This window comes from Actinophytocola sp. (assembly GCF_050699915.1).
Taxonomy (GTDB): domain Bacteria; phylum Actinomycetota; class Actinomycetes; order Mycobacteriales; family Pseudonocardiaceae; genus Actinophytocola.
In genome coordinates this window covers 1-13,515 of the sequence record NZ_JBOHGA010000177.1, presented here as the reverse complement: position 1 = coordinate 13,515, position 13,515 = coordinate 1, and the positions used below count along the sequence as shown (strand labels likewise).

14 protein-coding genes are annotated in these 13,515 nt (G+C 72.1%); 5 read left to right on the top strand and 9 right to left on the bottom strand.

The genetic code is table 11. The features are described 5' to 3' along the window. Positions 1-1,804 (top strand): helix-turn-helix domain-containing protein (locus tag ACRDSK_RS25240; RefSeq protein ID WP_431443736.1); only part of this gene is annotated, 1,804 nt, incomplete at its 5' end. 14 nt (positions 1,805-1,818) lie between these two features. Then, positions 1,819-2,031 carry a hypothetical protein gene (locus ACRDSK_RS25235; RefSeq protein WP_431443735.1) on the top strand — a complete coding sequence of 71 codons (213 nt, stop codon included), beginning with the start codon at positions 1,819-1,821 and terminating at the stop codon, positions 2,029-2,031. Here ACRDSK_RS25235 and ACRDSK_RS25230 read toward each other — a convergent pair. Further along, a complete protein-coding gene (locus tag ACRDSK_RS25230) occupies positions 2,028-2,333 on the bottom strand; it encodes an antibiotic biosynthesis monooxygenase family protein (RefSeq protein WP_431443734.1) in 306 nt (101 codons plus the stop codon). The genes ACRDSK_RS25235 and ACRDSK_RS25230 overlap by 4 nt on opposite strands. A gap of 269 nt (positions 2,334-2,602) precedes the next feature. Beyond that, positions 2,603-3,907, bottom strand: coding sequence for a tannase/feruloyl esterase family alpha/beta hydrolase (locus ACRDSK_RS25225; protein WP_431443733.1), 1,305 nt, complete (start codon positions 3,905-3,907; stop codon positions 2,603-2,605). A 149-nt stretch (positions 3,908-4,056) separates the two neighbouring features. Here ACRDSK_RS25225 and ACRDSK_RS25220 point away from each other — a divergent pair, with 149 nt between their 5' ends. After that, the gene (locus ACRDSK_RS25220) at positions 4,057-5,043 is read left to right on the top strand and encodes an extracellular catalytic domain type 1 short-chain-length polyhydroxyalkanoate depolymerase (RefSeq protein WP_431443732.1); all 987 of its coding nucleotides are present in this window, start codon (positions 4,057-4,059) and stop codon (positions 5,041-5,043) included. A 55-nt stretch (positions 5,044-5,098) separates the two neighbouring features. Here the strand turns inward: ACRDSK_RS25220 and ACRDSK_RS25215 are convergent, their stop codons facing one another. The 4 genes from ACRDSK_RS25215 to ACRDSK_RS25200 all read right to left on the bottom strand — a co-directional run bounded on the left by ACRDSK_RS25215 (position 5,099) and on the right by ACRDSK_RS25200 (position 9,081). After that, a complete protein-coding gene (locus ACRDSK_RS25215; RefSeq protein ID WP_431443730.1) occupies positions 5,099-7,411 on the bottom strand; it encodes an FtsX-like permease family protein in 2,313 nt (770 codons plus the stop codon). Positions 7,412-7,437: 26 nt separating this feature from the next. After that, the gene (locus ACRDSK_RS25210) at positions 7,438-8,127 is read right to left on the bottom strand and encodes an ABC transporter ATP-binding protein (RefSeq protein ID WP_431443729.1); all 690 of its coding nucleotides are present in this window, start codon (positions 8,125-8,127) and stop codon (positions 7,438-7,440) included. Continuing rightward, positions 8,124-8,648: a PadR family transcriptional regulator gene (locus ACRDSK_RS25205; RefSeq protein ID WP_431443728.1), complete on the bottom strand. Its 525-nt coding sequence runs from the start codon at positions 8,646-8,648 to the stop codon at positions 8,124-8,126. The genes ACRDSK_RS25210 and ACRDSK_RS25205 overlap by 4 nt, the downstream gene beginning before the upstream one ends. Before the next feature lie 70 nt (positions 8,649-8,718). Beyond that, complete coding sequence (locus ACRDSK_RS25200; protein WP_431443727.1) at positions 8,719-9,081, bottom strand: VOC family protein; 363 nt, start codon at positions 9,079-9,081, stop codon at positions 8,719-8,721. A gap of 108 nt (positions 9,082-9,189) precedes the next feature. Between ACRDSK_RS25200 and ACRDSK_RS25195 the strand changes: the two genes are divergently transcribed. Continuing rightward, the gene (locus ACRDSK_RS25195) at positions 9,190-9,663 is read left to right on the top strand and encodes a CGNR zinc finger domain-containing protein (protein ID WP_431443737.1); all 474 of its coding nucleotides are present in this window, start codon (positions 9,190-9,192) and stop codon (positions 9,661-9,663) included. Here the strand turns inward: ACRDSK_RS25195 and ACRDSK_RS25190 are convergent. Continuing rightward, entirely contained in the window at positions 9,660-10,943 is a 1,284-nt protein-coding gene (locus tag ACRDSK_RS25190; protein ID WP_431443726.1) for a DUF445 domain-containing protein, read from the bottom strand. The genes ACRDSK_RS25195 and ACRDSK_RS25190 overlap by 4 nt on opposite strands. 29 nt (positions 10,944-10,972) lie before the next feature. Here ACRDSK_RS25190 and ACRDSK_RS25185 point away from each other — a divergent pair, with 29 nt between their 5' ends. Next, on the top strand, positions 10,973-12,142 hold the full coding sequence (locus ACRDSK_RS25185) for a pyridoxal phosphate-dependent aminotransferase (protein WP_431443725.1): 1,170 nt from the start codon (positions 10,973-10,975) through the stop codon (positions 12,140-12,142). On the opposite strand, the gene ACRDSK_RS25180 is transcribed toward ACRDSK_RS25185, so the two are convergent. Both ACRDSK_RS25180 and ACRDSK_RS25175 read right to left on the bottom strand, forming a co-directional pair. Beyond that, entirely contained in the window at positions 12,139-12,558 is a 420-nt protein-coding gene (locus ACRDSK_RS25180; RefSeq protein ID WP_431443724.1) for a hypothetical protein, read from the bottom strand. The genes ACRDSK_RS25185 and ACRDSK_RS25180 overlap by 4 nt on opposite strands. Then, entirely contained in the window at positions 12,555-13,112 is a 558-nt protein-coding gene (locus ACRDSK_RS25175; RefSeq protein ID WP_431443723.1) for an RNA polymerase sigma factor, read from the bottom strand. Before ACRDSK_RS25175 ends, ACRDSK_RS25180 begins: the two co-directional genes overlap by 4 nt. Positions 13,113-13,515: the final 403 nt, after the last annotated feature.

The window sequence follows — 13,515 nt, the reverse complement described above, 5'->3', positions numbered from 1 at the left end:
GCTCGAACTGCTCGCGGGTGACGCGAGCAGCGAGCAGCTGGCGCACGTCGCCGTCGAGGCCCGCCCGCACCTCGACGCGGCCGGCATGGCCCGGCTCGAGGAGGCGACCGAGCTCGCGCTGCGGATCCGGCACACGCTGACCGAGCACCGCCGGCGCGAGGCGGAGCTCACGGCGCTGTTCGACACCGCCCGCGACCTGTCGAAGCTGCGCGACCTGGACGAGGTACTCCGCTCGATCGTGCGCCGGGCGCGCCAGCTGCTGCGGGTGGACCTGTCGTACCTGAGCCTGAACGACGAGGACGCCGGCACGACGTACATGCGGGTGACCGACGGCTCGGTGTCCGACCAGCTGCCCGGGTTGCGGATCGGCCACGGCGAGGGCCTCGGCGGGCTGGTCGCGCAGACCGCCCACCCGTACGCGAGCGCGGACTATCTGTCCGACCCGCGGTTCGCGCACACCCGGTCCATCGACGACGCGGTCAGCGCCGAGCGCATGGTCGGCATCCTCGGCGTCCCGCTCTCGCTGGGCAGCAAGGTGATCGGGGTGCTGTTCGCCGCGGACCGGCAGCGCCGCGAGTTCACCGCCGAGGAGGTCGCGCTGCTGAGCTCGCTCGCCGACCACGCGGCGATCGCCATCGACAACGCGCAGCTGCTGGCGGAGACCCGGCGCGCGAACGAGACGATCGGCGGCCAGAACGAGGAGATGCGTCGCGGTGAGCACGCGCACGACCGGCTGATGGAGCTGGTGCTGCGCGGCGGCGACCTGGACGAGGTGGTCACCGAGGTGGCGGCCGTGCTCGGCGGCGGGCTGGTGCTGTTCGACGACGCCGGCGCCGAGCTCGCGCGGGTGTCGGCCGGTCCCGTCTCGTTGCCGGCCGAGGCGATCGCGGCGTCGCGGTCGTCGGGCCGGGCGGTGCGGTCCGGGGACGAGTGGGTGTGCTCGGTGCTCGCCGGCCCCGAGCTGCTCGGCAGCCTGGTGCTGACCGACCGGCCGTCGCTCGCCGACGCGGACCGGCGGCTGTTCGAGCGGGCCGGCCTGGTGGCGGCGCTGCTGTTGTTGCTGCGGCGGTCGGTGGCCAAGGCCGAGGACGAGGTGCGCGGCGAGCTGCTGACGGACCTGCTGACCGCGCCCTCGCGCAACCCGGCCGCGCTGCTGGCCCGGGGGCGACGGCTGGGCATCGACCTGGCCGCCCGGCACACGGTGCTGATCGCGCACTGCGACGACGTGCCGAGGCGGCGGCTCGCGATGGCGTGTGGCCGGTACGCGACGCTCGTGGGGCTGCACGCCGAGCAGGTGGTGCTGCTGGTCGCCGAAGAAACGCCACGGCTGGCGCAGAAGCTGGCCGCCGACCTGGCGTCCACAGTGGACGCTCCGGTGACGGTCGGCGCGTCCGTGCCGGTGCGCGGACCGGTGGCGCTGGCGGCGGCCGCGGCGGAGGCGGCCCGCTGCGTGCGGACGCTGCTGGACCTGGGGCGGGCAGGGCAGGGCGCGGCGTTGTCGGATCTCGGCTTCGTGGGGCAGCTGCTGGGCGACCGGACCGACCTCGGGGGTTATGTGCGGGCGACGCTCGGCCCGGTGCTGGACTACGACGGTCGGCGTGGCACGGACCTGGTGCGCACGCTGGAGGCGTACTTCGAGTGCGGCACGAACCTCACGCGGGCGAAGGAGCGGCTGCACGTCCACGTGAACACCGTGGTGCAGCGGCTGGACCGGATCTCGTCGCTGCTCGGGGAGGACTGGCAGCAGCCGGAACGTGCGCTGGAGATCCAGATCGCGCTGCGCCTGCACCGGCTGCACGACTGAGTAGTGTCGGTGTCGTGCTGCCCTACGTCGTCTTCGCCGCCGGTCTCGCCGCGGTCATGTACGGCATGTGGCAGTTCGCGCGCTTCGCGCGGCGGCGCGGTGTCGACGGCGCGCTGATGAGCATCGCCGACGATCTCTATCACCCGGCGGCCAAGGAGCAGCAGGAGGAACACCGGATGGCGGAGGAGCGCATGGTGCCGCGCCCGTCCCCGTCCGACGATCCCTAGAGGTCCACCGCTACCTCGTGGTGGGTGACCTCGTCGTCCCACCGAGAGAGCATCCGCCGGGCGGCGTCCTCGACGAACGCCTGCTCCGGCCGCTTGCCCGCGAAGCCGCGCACCGCCTGCATGCTGGTGAAGAACGTGATCGAGGTGAACGCGACCTCGTCCCCCTCGACCCGACGAAGCAGCCGCGCGCCGCGAAACCCGTGCACGCCGGTGAGATGGACGGAGACCTCGTCCTCGTAGTGCCGCTGGTACTCGTCGGCCCGCTCCCGAGCCGCCCACCCCCGCCAAACCCGAGCGATCATCTCCGCTCCCTCCGGCGCCCACACGACCTCGTGTGCACCTCTGAGCGTCCCTCGCCGAACGGGTTGTCCACAAGCCGCGAAGTTGTCCACAGCAAGCCCGCGACCAGCCCAATCGTCGGTGGAGCCCGATAGACTGGCATCGAGGGACGCCCCCGGGACAGGGTGGGGGACTGCGTTTCTTGTGTTCTGCACGCGCATGCGCGCGAGCTTCGCCGGCTGGTCAGGTGAGGGCGCGGGCTTTGGCGGGGTCGGTCAGGGGCATCGGCCGGTCAGCGGTCCAGCCAGGACTCCAGCTCGCCGAAAGACGTGCGGAAGTGTGGGGCGATCGGCTCCAGCTTGTCCGGGTACACGTCCACGAGACCGTCCACATGCGTACCGCGCTCGATGCGGTGGTAGCGGAACAGGTGGCCGCGGCCGGCGTCGCTGATCATCGAGGCGTAGACGTCCGAGTCGCGGGCGATCGGGAGCAGCGTGTCGAGCGTGCCGTGCAGCGTGATCAGCGGCTTGCCGATCTTGCCGGTCAGCCCGATCCGCGCCACGGCGCGGTGCACCGACGCCGGGCGGGCGGCGTAGTCGTAGTCGGCATCGCAGTTCGGGGTGCCGCTGGCGCAGTACGGGATCCCCGCGTCCAGGTCGCCGTCGAAGGTCGGGTCCAGCTCCTCGCGGTACACGCGCTGCGTGAAGTCCCAGTAGACCTGGTTGTGGTACGGCCACAGGAACTCCGACCCGGGCGCGAACCCGGCGTCGAGCATCGCCTGGTGAGCTTCCGGCGAACCCGACTCGTAGGCCGGGTACGCGCGCATCGCGGCGGGCAGGAAGTCGAACATGTTCTCCCCCGACGCCCGCCAGAGCGTGCCCTCCCAGTCGATGCCACCGTCGTAGAGCCACGGGTTGTTCTCCAGCTGCCAGCGCACGAGGTAGCCGCCGTTGGAGATGCCGGCCGCGAGCGTGCGCGCCGGGAGTCGCCCATATCGTTGCGCCACAACGGCTTTCGCCGCGATGGCCAGCTGGGTCACCCGCTTGTTCCACTCCGCGATCGCGTCGCCGGGCCGGCGGCCGTCGTGGTAGAAGGTCGGGCCCGTGTTGCCCTTGTCGGTCGCGGCGAACGCGTATCCCTTGGCCAGCACCGAGTCCGCGATCGCCCGGTCGTTGGCGTACTGCCGGCGGTTGCCCGGTGAGCCCGTGACGACCAGCCCGCCGTTCCACCGGTCCGGCAGCCGCAGCACGAACTGCGCGTCGTGGTTCCAGCCATGGTGGGTGTTGGGCTGAGTGGACGGACCGGACGAGTCCGGGAAGTAGCCGTCGACCTGGATGCCCGGCACGCCGCTCGGCTGCGACAGGCTCGCCTGCGTGAGACCGGTCCAGTCCGCCTCGACCGTGTGGCCGGACTCGACGGTGCCCGCGGTCGTCAGCTCGTCCACACAGGACACCTGCTGATGCTCGGCGAACGGCACGTGCAGCCGGTCGGCCCGCCCGCAGTGCGAGCCCGGGCCGGGCCCGGCCGCGGCCACGGGGCCGGAAGCCACCGCGAGCACGGTGACGGCGGCGGTCAGTACGGCGACCCGAGCGATCATGGCGAACCTCCTGCGCGACGCTGCGAGCAGCACGCTAGGAGCCGGGCCGCGCCCGGGGTATGCGGCCGGCCACCACAATCGCCGGACCGAATGTGGTGGTCACCACTCTCACGGCGCGGGCGGAAATTACCTAACCTCGAAGAAAAGTGATGCCGATCACAGCGAGGTGCGGTGTGAAGTCACTGGTCAAGGCCGTTACGGCCATCATCGCTCTGCTCGCCGGGCTCCTGGCGGGCGCTTCCACAGCCTCGGCGGCGAGCATCGTGGAGGTGACCGGCTTCGGCTCGAACCCGGGCGCCCTCAAGATGTTCCGCTACGTCCCCGACGGCCTGCCCGCCAACCGCCCGGTGGTCGTCGCCCTGCACGGCTGCACGCAGAACGCCGCCGGCTACGGCACCGGCTCGGGCTGGGTCCAGCTCGCCGACCGCTTCGGCTTCTCGGTCGTGCTGCCCGAGCAGCAGAGCGCCAACAACTCCAGCAAGTGCTTCAACTGGTTCGAGTCCGGCGACATCGCCCGCGGCCAGGGCGAGGCCGAGTCGATCGCGCAGATGGTGCGCCGCCAGCTCACCGACACCGGCGCGGACCCCGCCCGGGTCGTGGTGTCCGGCCTGTCCTCCGGCGGCGCGATGACCGCGGTCATGCTGGCGACCTACCCGGACATGTTCGCGAACGGCGGGGTCGTCGCCGGCATCGCCTACAAGTGTGCGACCAGCATGATCGACGCGTTCTCCTGCATGAACCCCGGCAAGAACCTCAGCCCCGCCCAGCTCGGCGACGCCGTGCGCGGGGCGAGCGGGCACACCGGCCCGTGGCCGACGGTGAGCGTCTGGCAGGGCGACGCCGACTTCACGGTCCGCCCCGCCAACGCCACCGAGCTCGTCGAGCAGTGGACGAACGTGCACGGTATCCCCGCCACGCCGACCAGCACCGACACCGTGGCCGGGTACCCGCACGCGGTGTACGCGAGCGGCGGCCGCACCCTGGTGGAGACCTACACGATCACCGGCATGGGGCACGGCCAGCCGCTCGACCCGGGCACCGCCGACGGCCAGTGCGGCCAGGCCGGCGCGTACCTGCTGGACGTGAACATCTGCGCCGCCTGGCACATGTCCGCCGCGTGGGGCCTGACGGGCTGACATGCGAGGGCCGGCGACGTCCCGAACGTCGCCGGCCCCGCACCCCGACCCCCCGCTACTCGGTTCGCAGGGAGGTGAGCCGCGTGGCGCTGCGCAGGAAGGGCAGCGTCAGCGCGGTCACCCCCACCGCCAGCACCCCCGCGCCGCCGGACAGAAGGGCGACGCCCGGCCAGTCGATGGCCATCGGGACGTCATCCGCACCGGTCAGCCGGACGATCAGCCAGGCCAGCCCGATCCCGGTGAGCAGCGCGACCGCCACCCCCAACGCGATCGGCAGCGTCACCTGCCACAGCAGCGACCGCCCCAGCACCCCGCGTTGCACGCCGGTCGCCGCGAGGATCGCCAGCTGCCGGCGCCGCTCACGGATGTGCTCCAGCGCGAGCACCAGCAGGCTCACCCCGGCCAGCAGCAACGTGAAGATCGCCCCCGCGTAGAGCGCGTTGCGGATGTTGACGAGGATCTGCTGGTTCTCCGACAGATCCGCGGCCGTGTCGTAGGAGTACACGTTGACGTCCGGGCCGTACTCCGCCACCGAGTTGCGAATCTGCTCCAGCTCGTCCGGGGTGATGTCGCCGATCGCGACGTGCACGCCGGCCTGGTCGCCGGCGGGCGGTTGGCCGCCGAACGCACCCGGGGTGACCACCAGGGACCCCCAGACCTGCGCCTCCTCCGGCAGCGGCAGCCGGACCAGCTCGTCCGGCACCGTCCAGGTACCGACCTTCTCGTAGTCCGAGTCGGGGTCCCAGTCCTCCGAGTCCGGGTACGCGCGGAACTCCAGCGTCTCGCCGCCCCGGGCGGTCGGGCCCTGGCCCTCCATGGCGAACACCTGCCCGTCCCGGCACTCCCGAATGCCGACGAGCTCCCGGACGGCAGCGCAGTCCATGACGTTCAGGTACTGGTTCCGCTCACCGTCCCGGCCCGCGCCGGGCTCGTAGCCGGACAGGTACCGCACCGTGTGGCTGTCCCGCACCGCCGGCACCGCGGCCAGTTCGGCGTCGACGTCCGCCGCGAGCTCCGGTCGCACGTTCACCTGGACGGCAGGCTCGCGCTCCGGGCTGCCGGGCAGACCGATGTCGGACTCGACGGTCATCAGGACCGTCTGCAGCGCGATCGCGCCGGCCAGCACGACCGCGACGCCGCCGACCACCCGCGCCGACGTGCCGCTGTCCAGCTGCAGCCGGCGGATCGCGAGCTGCCAGGACGTCGGCCCGCCCTCGATGCGCCCGGCGACGCGCTCCACCAGCCAGGGCAGCAGCACCGGCACGCCGACCAGCAGCAACACCGTCCCGACCACGACCACGAAGCCCCACAACGTCGAGCCCCGGTCCGCACCCAGCTGGCTCGTCATCAGGGCGACCCCGAGCACCACCAGCGCGAGCCGCCACCACAGGCGGCGGCGCACCGGCTTGGCCCGCCGCACCACCCCGAGCGGCTCGATGATCGTGCGGCGCAACGCGAACAGCGCGGTGAGCACGGCGAGCGCCGGCACGGCGAGCACCACGACGAGCGCCAGCACCGGGTCGGGCACGACGTCGGCGGAGTACACCCGCATCTCGAACAGCTGGAGGTTCTCGGCCACGCCGCGCATCACCAGGAACGCCGCGCCGCCGACCACGAGCCCGGCCAGCGCGCTGACCAGCGACTCGGCCGCCGCGATCCGCCGCACCTGCCGCGCGCCCGAGCCGACGAGGCGCAGCGCCGAGAGCCGCCGGTCCCGCTCGGCGCCGGCGATCCGGCTCGTCGAGGCGACGAAGATGAACACCGGCAGCAGCAGTACGACGGAGCCGACCAGGATGAGGATGAACAGCTGGGGCGGCAACTGCCGCGGCTCCACCGGGCCGCCGAACTCGTAGACCGCCTGGGCGTCCGGCGAGTCGGCGAGCTTGGCCGGAGCGCCGACGAAGGCGAGCAGGTCGCCCGGCTGGGGCACCACCGACTGGTCCAGCTCGCCGACGATCTCGCCCGGGAACCGGGGCCGCAGCAGCTCGCCCTCGGTCGAGCGCAGCAGGTCGGCCAGCGCGGGTGAGGCGACCAGCTCGCCCGGCTCGGGCAGCTCCCGCATGCCGGTCGGCACCGGGTGGTTCTCGCCCGAGGCGTAGACGTAGGACACCTCGACCTGCTCGCCGCGGAACTCGGTCGGGTTCTGGTGGAGGTACACCGGGTCCACGCCCGAGATCGGCTGCTGCTGCTCGCCGACGTAGTTGGCGTACTGGCGGACCTGGTACTCGGACACCATGTTCCCGACGGACGCGCCGACCAGCAGCACCGCCACCCCGATGGCGATGCCGAACGTGCTGAGCGCGAACCTCGCCAAGGAAGTCCGGCCACCCCCGACGGCCAGCCGGACTCCCAAGGCGAGGTCGCTCACCCACCCCCTCGGACCCCTCGACACCTTCATGCGAACTCGACCTGCCGCGTCTGCCCGTCGCGCACGATGACCTCGCGGTCGGAGTACGCCGCGACGCGTGGCTCGTGGGTGACGAGGATGACCGCGGCGCCGGACTCCCGCGCGGTGTCGGTCAGCAGGCGCATGACGTGCTCGCCGTTGAGCGAGTCCAGCGCGCCGGTCGGCTCGTCGGCGAAGATCACCTTCGGGCCGGTCACCAGCGCGCGGGCCACCGCGACCCGCTGGCCCTGGCCGCCGGAGACCTCGCCGGGCCGCTTGGCGGCCACGTCGTCGACCTCGAGGCGCGCCAGCCACTCGCGGGCAGCCCACTCGGCGTCCTTGCGCTTGCGGCCGCCGAGCCGCAGCGGCAGTGCCACGTTCTCCACGCAGGTCAGCTCCGGCACGAGCTGGCCGAACTGGAAGACGAAGCCGAACTCCGTGCGGCGCAGCGCACTGCGCGGCACGTCCGGCATGGCACCCAGGTCCTGGCCGGCGTAGGTGACCGTGCCGCCCTCGGGCTGGAGGATGCCGGCGAGGCAGTGCAGCATCGTCGACTTCCCGGAGCCGGACGGCCCCATCACCGCGACGACCTCCCCCGCGACGACAGACATGGAGGCGCCGTCGAGCGCCTTGGTGGGACCGAACGACTTGACGATCCGGTCGGCCTTCAGGAGCGGCTGCTTCAGTGGCTCGGTCACGAGCGCACCGCCTTTCCGAGCTCGGTGAGGCGCGCCGCGGTCAGCTCCAGCCAGCGCAGGTCGGCCTCGAGATGGAACAGGGCGTGATCACAGATGAGCTGGTCCGCGAGGTCCCCGCCGTGCTTGCGTTCGGTGAGCTCGCGCATCGCGCGCAGATGTGCGGCGCGCTGGCTGTCGAGCACGTCCTCGGCGTCGCGCGCGGAGAGCAGCGCGATCACGACCTTGGTGTAGAGCGTGCTCTGCATGTACAGCTCGGGCTTCTCGGGCGTGGCGAGCCAGCGCTCGACGTCGGTGACGCCCTCGGCGGTGACCGCGTAGCGCTTGCGGTCCGGCCCGCCGCCGTGCTCGACGCCCGACTCCTCGATGAGGCCGTTCTTCAGCAGCCGGGACAGGGTCGCGTAGACCTGCCCGTAGTGCAGTGGCCGGTCGTGGCCGAAGTGCTCGTCGTACGTCCGCTTGAGGTCGTAGCCGTGCCGTGGGCCGTGTTCCAACAGGCCGAGAAGTGTGTGCCCGATTGACATGTCGGACACAGTACACAGGGTGTATAGCTGCCGTCTATACACCCTGTGTTTAGTGCTGTGAACTGCTAGTTCAGACCTGACAGAGGCAGAACGGGTGGCCGGCCGGGTCGGCGTAGACCCGGAACGTCCGATGCTGGTCGAGGAGCTTCGCGCCGAGCGCGAGGGCCCGCCCGTGGGCCGCCTCGAGGTCGTCTACCCGCAGATCGAGATGGAACATCTGGAGCACCTCGGGGTCCGGCCAGGTCGGCGGGCGGTAGTCCGCCGCCCGCTGGAACTCGATCATCGCGCCGGCCGGGCCCTCGATGGTCGCCCACGAGTCGTCGTCACTCTCGCCCGCCGGCCAGTCGAGCAGCCGGGCGTAGAAGTCCGCCAGCGCACGCGGGTCCGGGCAGTCCAGGACGACGGACCCGAGGCGGGGAACGGCGGTGGTCATCGCATACCTCCATAACCGGTGTATTGATTGCAACGGTTACGGTACTGGAGCAACCGGCAAAGCGCCTACAGTGGTGTCGTGACCACCGCGGACGCCGACGTCGACCTGATGTTGGACTTCCTCAACACGATCGACGTCGAGGACGGCACGGATCTGCTGGCAGACCCGGCCGGCTGGCGCGCGTGGCTCACGACGCGGGGGCTCTCGGAAGCCGACTCGACCGCCGACACGGCCGCGGAATCGACCGCCGGCTCGACCGCCGCGTTGCGGACGGCGCTGCGGGCGGCCGTCGGTGAGCCGAGCACCGGGCAGCCCGGCCTGTCCGCGCGCGTCACCGTTTCGATCGGCGCCGACGGCCCGCGCCTGGTCGCCGACGACGTGGTCGGCGCGGTGCTGGCCGCGGCGAGCCGGCTCGCCGTGCTGGGCGAGTGGGACCGGATCAAGATCTGCCCGGCGGACGGCTGCCGCTGGGCGTTCTTCGACCGCTCGCGCAACCACTCGCGGACCTGGTGCTCGATGCGGGTGTGCGGCAACCGCGAGAAGGCCCGCGCGTGGCGGGAGCGGGCACGCGCGAACGGCTAGAGGATCAGCTGGGCCACCGTGTAGATCAGCAGACCGGCGAGCGCGCCGACGACGGTGCCGTTGATGCGGATGAACTGCAGGTCCCGGCCCACCTGGAGCTCGATCTTCCGCGAGGTCTCCTCGGCGTCCCAGCGCTGGACCGTGTCGGTGATCAGCGTGGTGATCTCGTCGCGGTAGTTGAGCACGACGTAGGCCGCGGCGCCCTCGACCCAGCTGTCGACCTTCTCCCGCAGCGAGTCGTCGTCGCGCAGCCGCCGGCCGAGGGTGACGAGCCCCTCGCCGACCCGCTTGCGCAGCTCGCTCGACGGGTCCTCGGCGGCGTCGAGCAGCATGGCCTTCGCGGTCGACCAGGCCGAGTCGATCACGTTCTGCACCTCGGGGTGCTCGATGACCTGCTGCTTGATCGCCTCGGCGCGCTGCATCGTGGCCTCGTCGGTCTGCAGGTCCTGCGCGAACTCGGCGAGGAACTTGTCGATGGCGAGCCGCATCGGGTGGCCCGGGTTGGTCTTGACCAGCCACGCGAACGACAGCACCTCGCCGTAGACCTTGTCCGCGACCATCGAGTCGACGAACTTCGGCGACCAGCTCGGCGCCCGGTTGGACACCACGCGCAGCACGGTCGTGTGGTTGGCCTTGACCCACTCGTACGCGCGGTCGCACATCAGGTCGACCAGCTTGTGGTGCGCGCCGTCGGCGAACACGCCGGCCAGCAGCTTGCCCAGCGGCGGCCCCCACGGCACGGCGACGAGCCGGCGCACGACGGCCTGCTCCAGCACGGCCTGCACGTCCTCGTCCCGCAGCACCGCGACGGCGCCGCGCACGACGGTCGAGAGCTCGGCTGTCACCCGCTCGGCGTTGGCCGGCTGGGCGAGCCACCCGCCGAGCCGCCCGGCCACGCCCACCCGGCGCAGCCGCTCGCGGACGACCTGCTCGGACAGGAAGTTCGTGCCGACGAACTCACCGAGGCTGTCGCCCAGCGCGTCCTTGCGGGTCGGGATGATCGCCGTGTGCGGGATCTTGATGCCCAGCGGGTGCCGGAACAGCGCGGTGACCGCGAACCAGTCGGCGAGCGCGCCGACCATGCCGGCCTCGGCCGCGGCCTTGACGTAGCCCGCCCACGCCGGCGCGCCCGCGGCCTGCCAGAAGGACATCGCGAGGAAGATCACCGTGGCGCCGAGCAGGAACGACAGCGCGACCAGCTTCATCCTCCGCAGGCCGCGCCGCTTCTCCGCCTCGCCCGGGATCGGGGCGCTGTTCGTAGGGGCCGTCAGTTGCCGCACAAGACCATTGTCCGTGAGACTGCGTACCCGTGCGCCGACGAGCCTTGGTACCCCGTCTCGAGCCGTTCACCTCGACGATCTTCGCGGAGATGACCGCGCTCGCCGCCCGGACCGGGGCGGTGAACCTCGGGCAGGGCTTTCCCGACACCGACGGTCCGCCGTCGATGCTGGCGGCGGCCCAGGAGGCGATCGCGTCGGGAGTCAACCAGTACCCGCCCGGCCCCGGCCGCCCCGAGCTGCGGGCGGCGATCGCGGCACAGCGCGGTCGGTACGGCACGTCGTTCGACCCGGACACCGAGGTGCTGGTGACGGTCGGCGCGACCGAGGCGATCGCCGCCGCGATGCTCGCGCTGGTGCAGCCGGGCGACGAGGTCGTGCTGTTCGAGCCGTACTACGACTCCTACGCCGCGTCGGTGGCACTGGCCGGCGCGACGCGGCGGGTGGTGTCGCTGGTGGAGGAGCCGGGCTCCGGCCGCTTCGCCGTCGACCTCGAGGCGCTGCGAGCCGCGATCGGGCCGAAGACCCGGTTGCTGTTGCTGAACTCCCCGCACAACCCGACGGGCACGGTGTTCACCCGCGCGGAGCTCGCGGGCATCGCGGCGCTGTGCGTGGAGCACGACCTGATCGCGGTCACCGACGAGGTCTACGAGTGCCTGACCTACGACGGCGTCGAGCACGTACCGCTGGGCACGCTGCCCGGGATGGCGTCCCGGACGGTCACCATCTCCAGCGCCGGCAAGATGTTCAACTGCACGGGCTGGAAGATCGGCTGGGCGTGCGGGCCGGCGGAGCTGGTGTCGGCCGTGCGGGCGGCCAAGCAGTTCCTGACCTTCGTCGGCGGGGCGCCGTTCCAGCCGGCCGTGGCGCACGCGTTGGCGACGGAGTCGGCGTGGGTCGAGGGCCTGCGCGCGGACCTGTCGACGAAGCGGGACCGGCTCGCAGCCGGGCTCGCGGCGGCGGGCTTCGAGGTCCGGCCGAGCGCGGGCACGTACTTCATCTGTGTCGACGTCCGGCCGCTCGGGTTCGCGGACGGGGCGGAGCTGTGCTGGCAGCTACCGGAACGGATCGGCGTGGCGGCCGTGCCGGTGCAGGTGTTCACCGACCGCCCGGAACGGTGGCGCCACATCGTGCGGTTCGCGTTCTGCAAGCGGGACGAGGTGCTGGACGAGGCCATCGAGCGGCTGCACAAGCTGGCCTAGAGCCAGCCGGTGCACCGGCGCGGCCCACCCGGCTCGGTGACGAGCAGCCGGACCGGCTCGTCCGGCACGTCGACGGTGAAGTACCCGTCGTCGCTGGCCACCGTCTCGGTCCTGGTCTCGCCGTGGATCTCGACGGTGGCGCCGCCCGGCGCGAGTCCGGCGAGTCGAAGTCGCGTGCCGACCCGACGGATCTCCACGTCCAACACCCTCACACCACCCGCCCGGCCGAAGGTCAGCCGCCGGCCGGCCGACCGAACCGCCGGCACGGTGTCGAGAAGCAGCACCAACAGCTCGGCGTCCGGCACCGGATCGACCGGCCGGAGCAGGCGGCCGGCGGCCTCGGCGTCCGCCAGGACTCGGGGCGGGATCGGGTCCACCAGGCGCAGGAGGCGGGCCAGCTCGGCGAGCAGGGTCATCCGGCCGACTCCTCTCGGATGTCCAGCATCGCCAGGCGGCGGCGCAGTAGCGCCAGGCAGCGGCCGCGGGTCTGGCCGACGCTGTTGACGTTGATGCCGAGCGCCCGGCCCAGCTGCGGGTAGGTCAGCTCCGGCGCCTGCGCCAGCAGTCCGAGCAGGTGTCGGCACCGGCCCGGCAGCGACGCGAACGCCTGCCACAGCATCCGGTCCCGCACCGAGCGCAGCACCGCCGGTTCGGGGTCGCCGTCGGTCGGCTCCGGCGCGTCGAGCCACTCGGCCGGGATCTCGCGGCCGCGGTCGGCGTGGATCTTCAGGCACTCGCGGCGCGCGGTCGTGGCGATCCAGCCCGCCAGCCGGTCGGGACGCCGCAACGTGGGCAGTCGCAGGGCCACGGCGATCCACGTGTTCTGCGACGCGTCGGCGGCGTCGGCTCGCGACAGCCGGTGCCGCCGGGCCACCGACCACACCAGCGGCGCGTACTCGCGAACCAGCGCCGACCAGGCTGCGTCGTCGCCGGACAGGACCCGCCGCACCAGGTCGCGTTCGGTATCCATCTCATCCCCCTCCGTGGTCGAGGGGTGTGACGAACCGCGGCGCGAGGCGGAGCCGGCCGGCCGGCGAATTGAGTAGGAATACGCGGAGCGTGACACTCCGTCCCGAGCGTGGCGGAGTTCACGGCACGTGATCAACATTGGCCCATACGGCCGATAAGGTGCGCTTTTACCGTCTTTCCGGGTGGATTCGGCGCAGCTAGGGTGCATATTGTCGGTGCCTTGCTAGATAGTGTGCACTGTCGGACGGCATCCGTTGGGTACGTGGCGTGAGCAGGTGAACGATGGTGGTCGTGGTGGACGGGGCGAGCTTCGCGCCCGCCGGCCGGCTCCACCGACTGCTGCGCCGAGCGCTGGTCGTCGGGGGCCTCGCGGCCGCCGGCTGGCTGCTGAGCCTCCTGTTCTC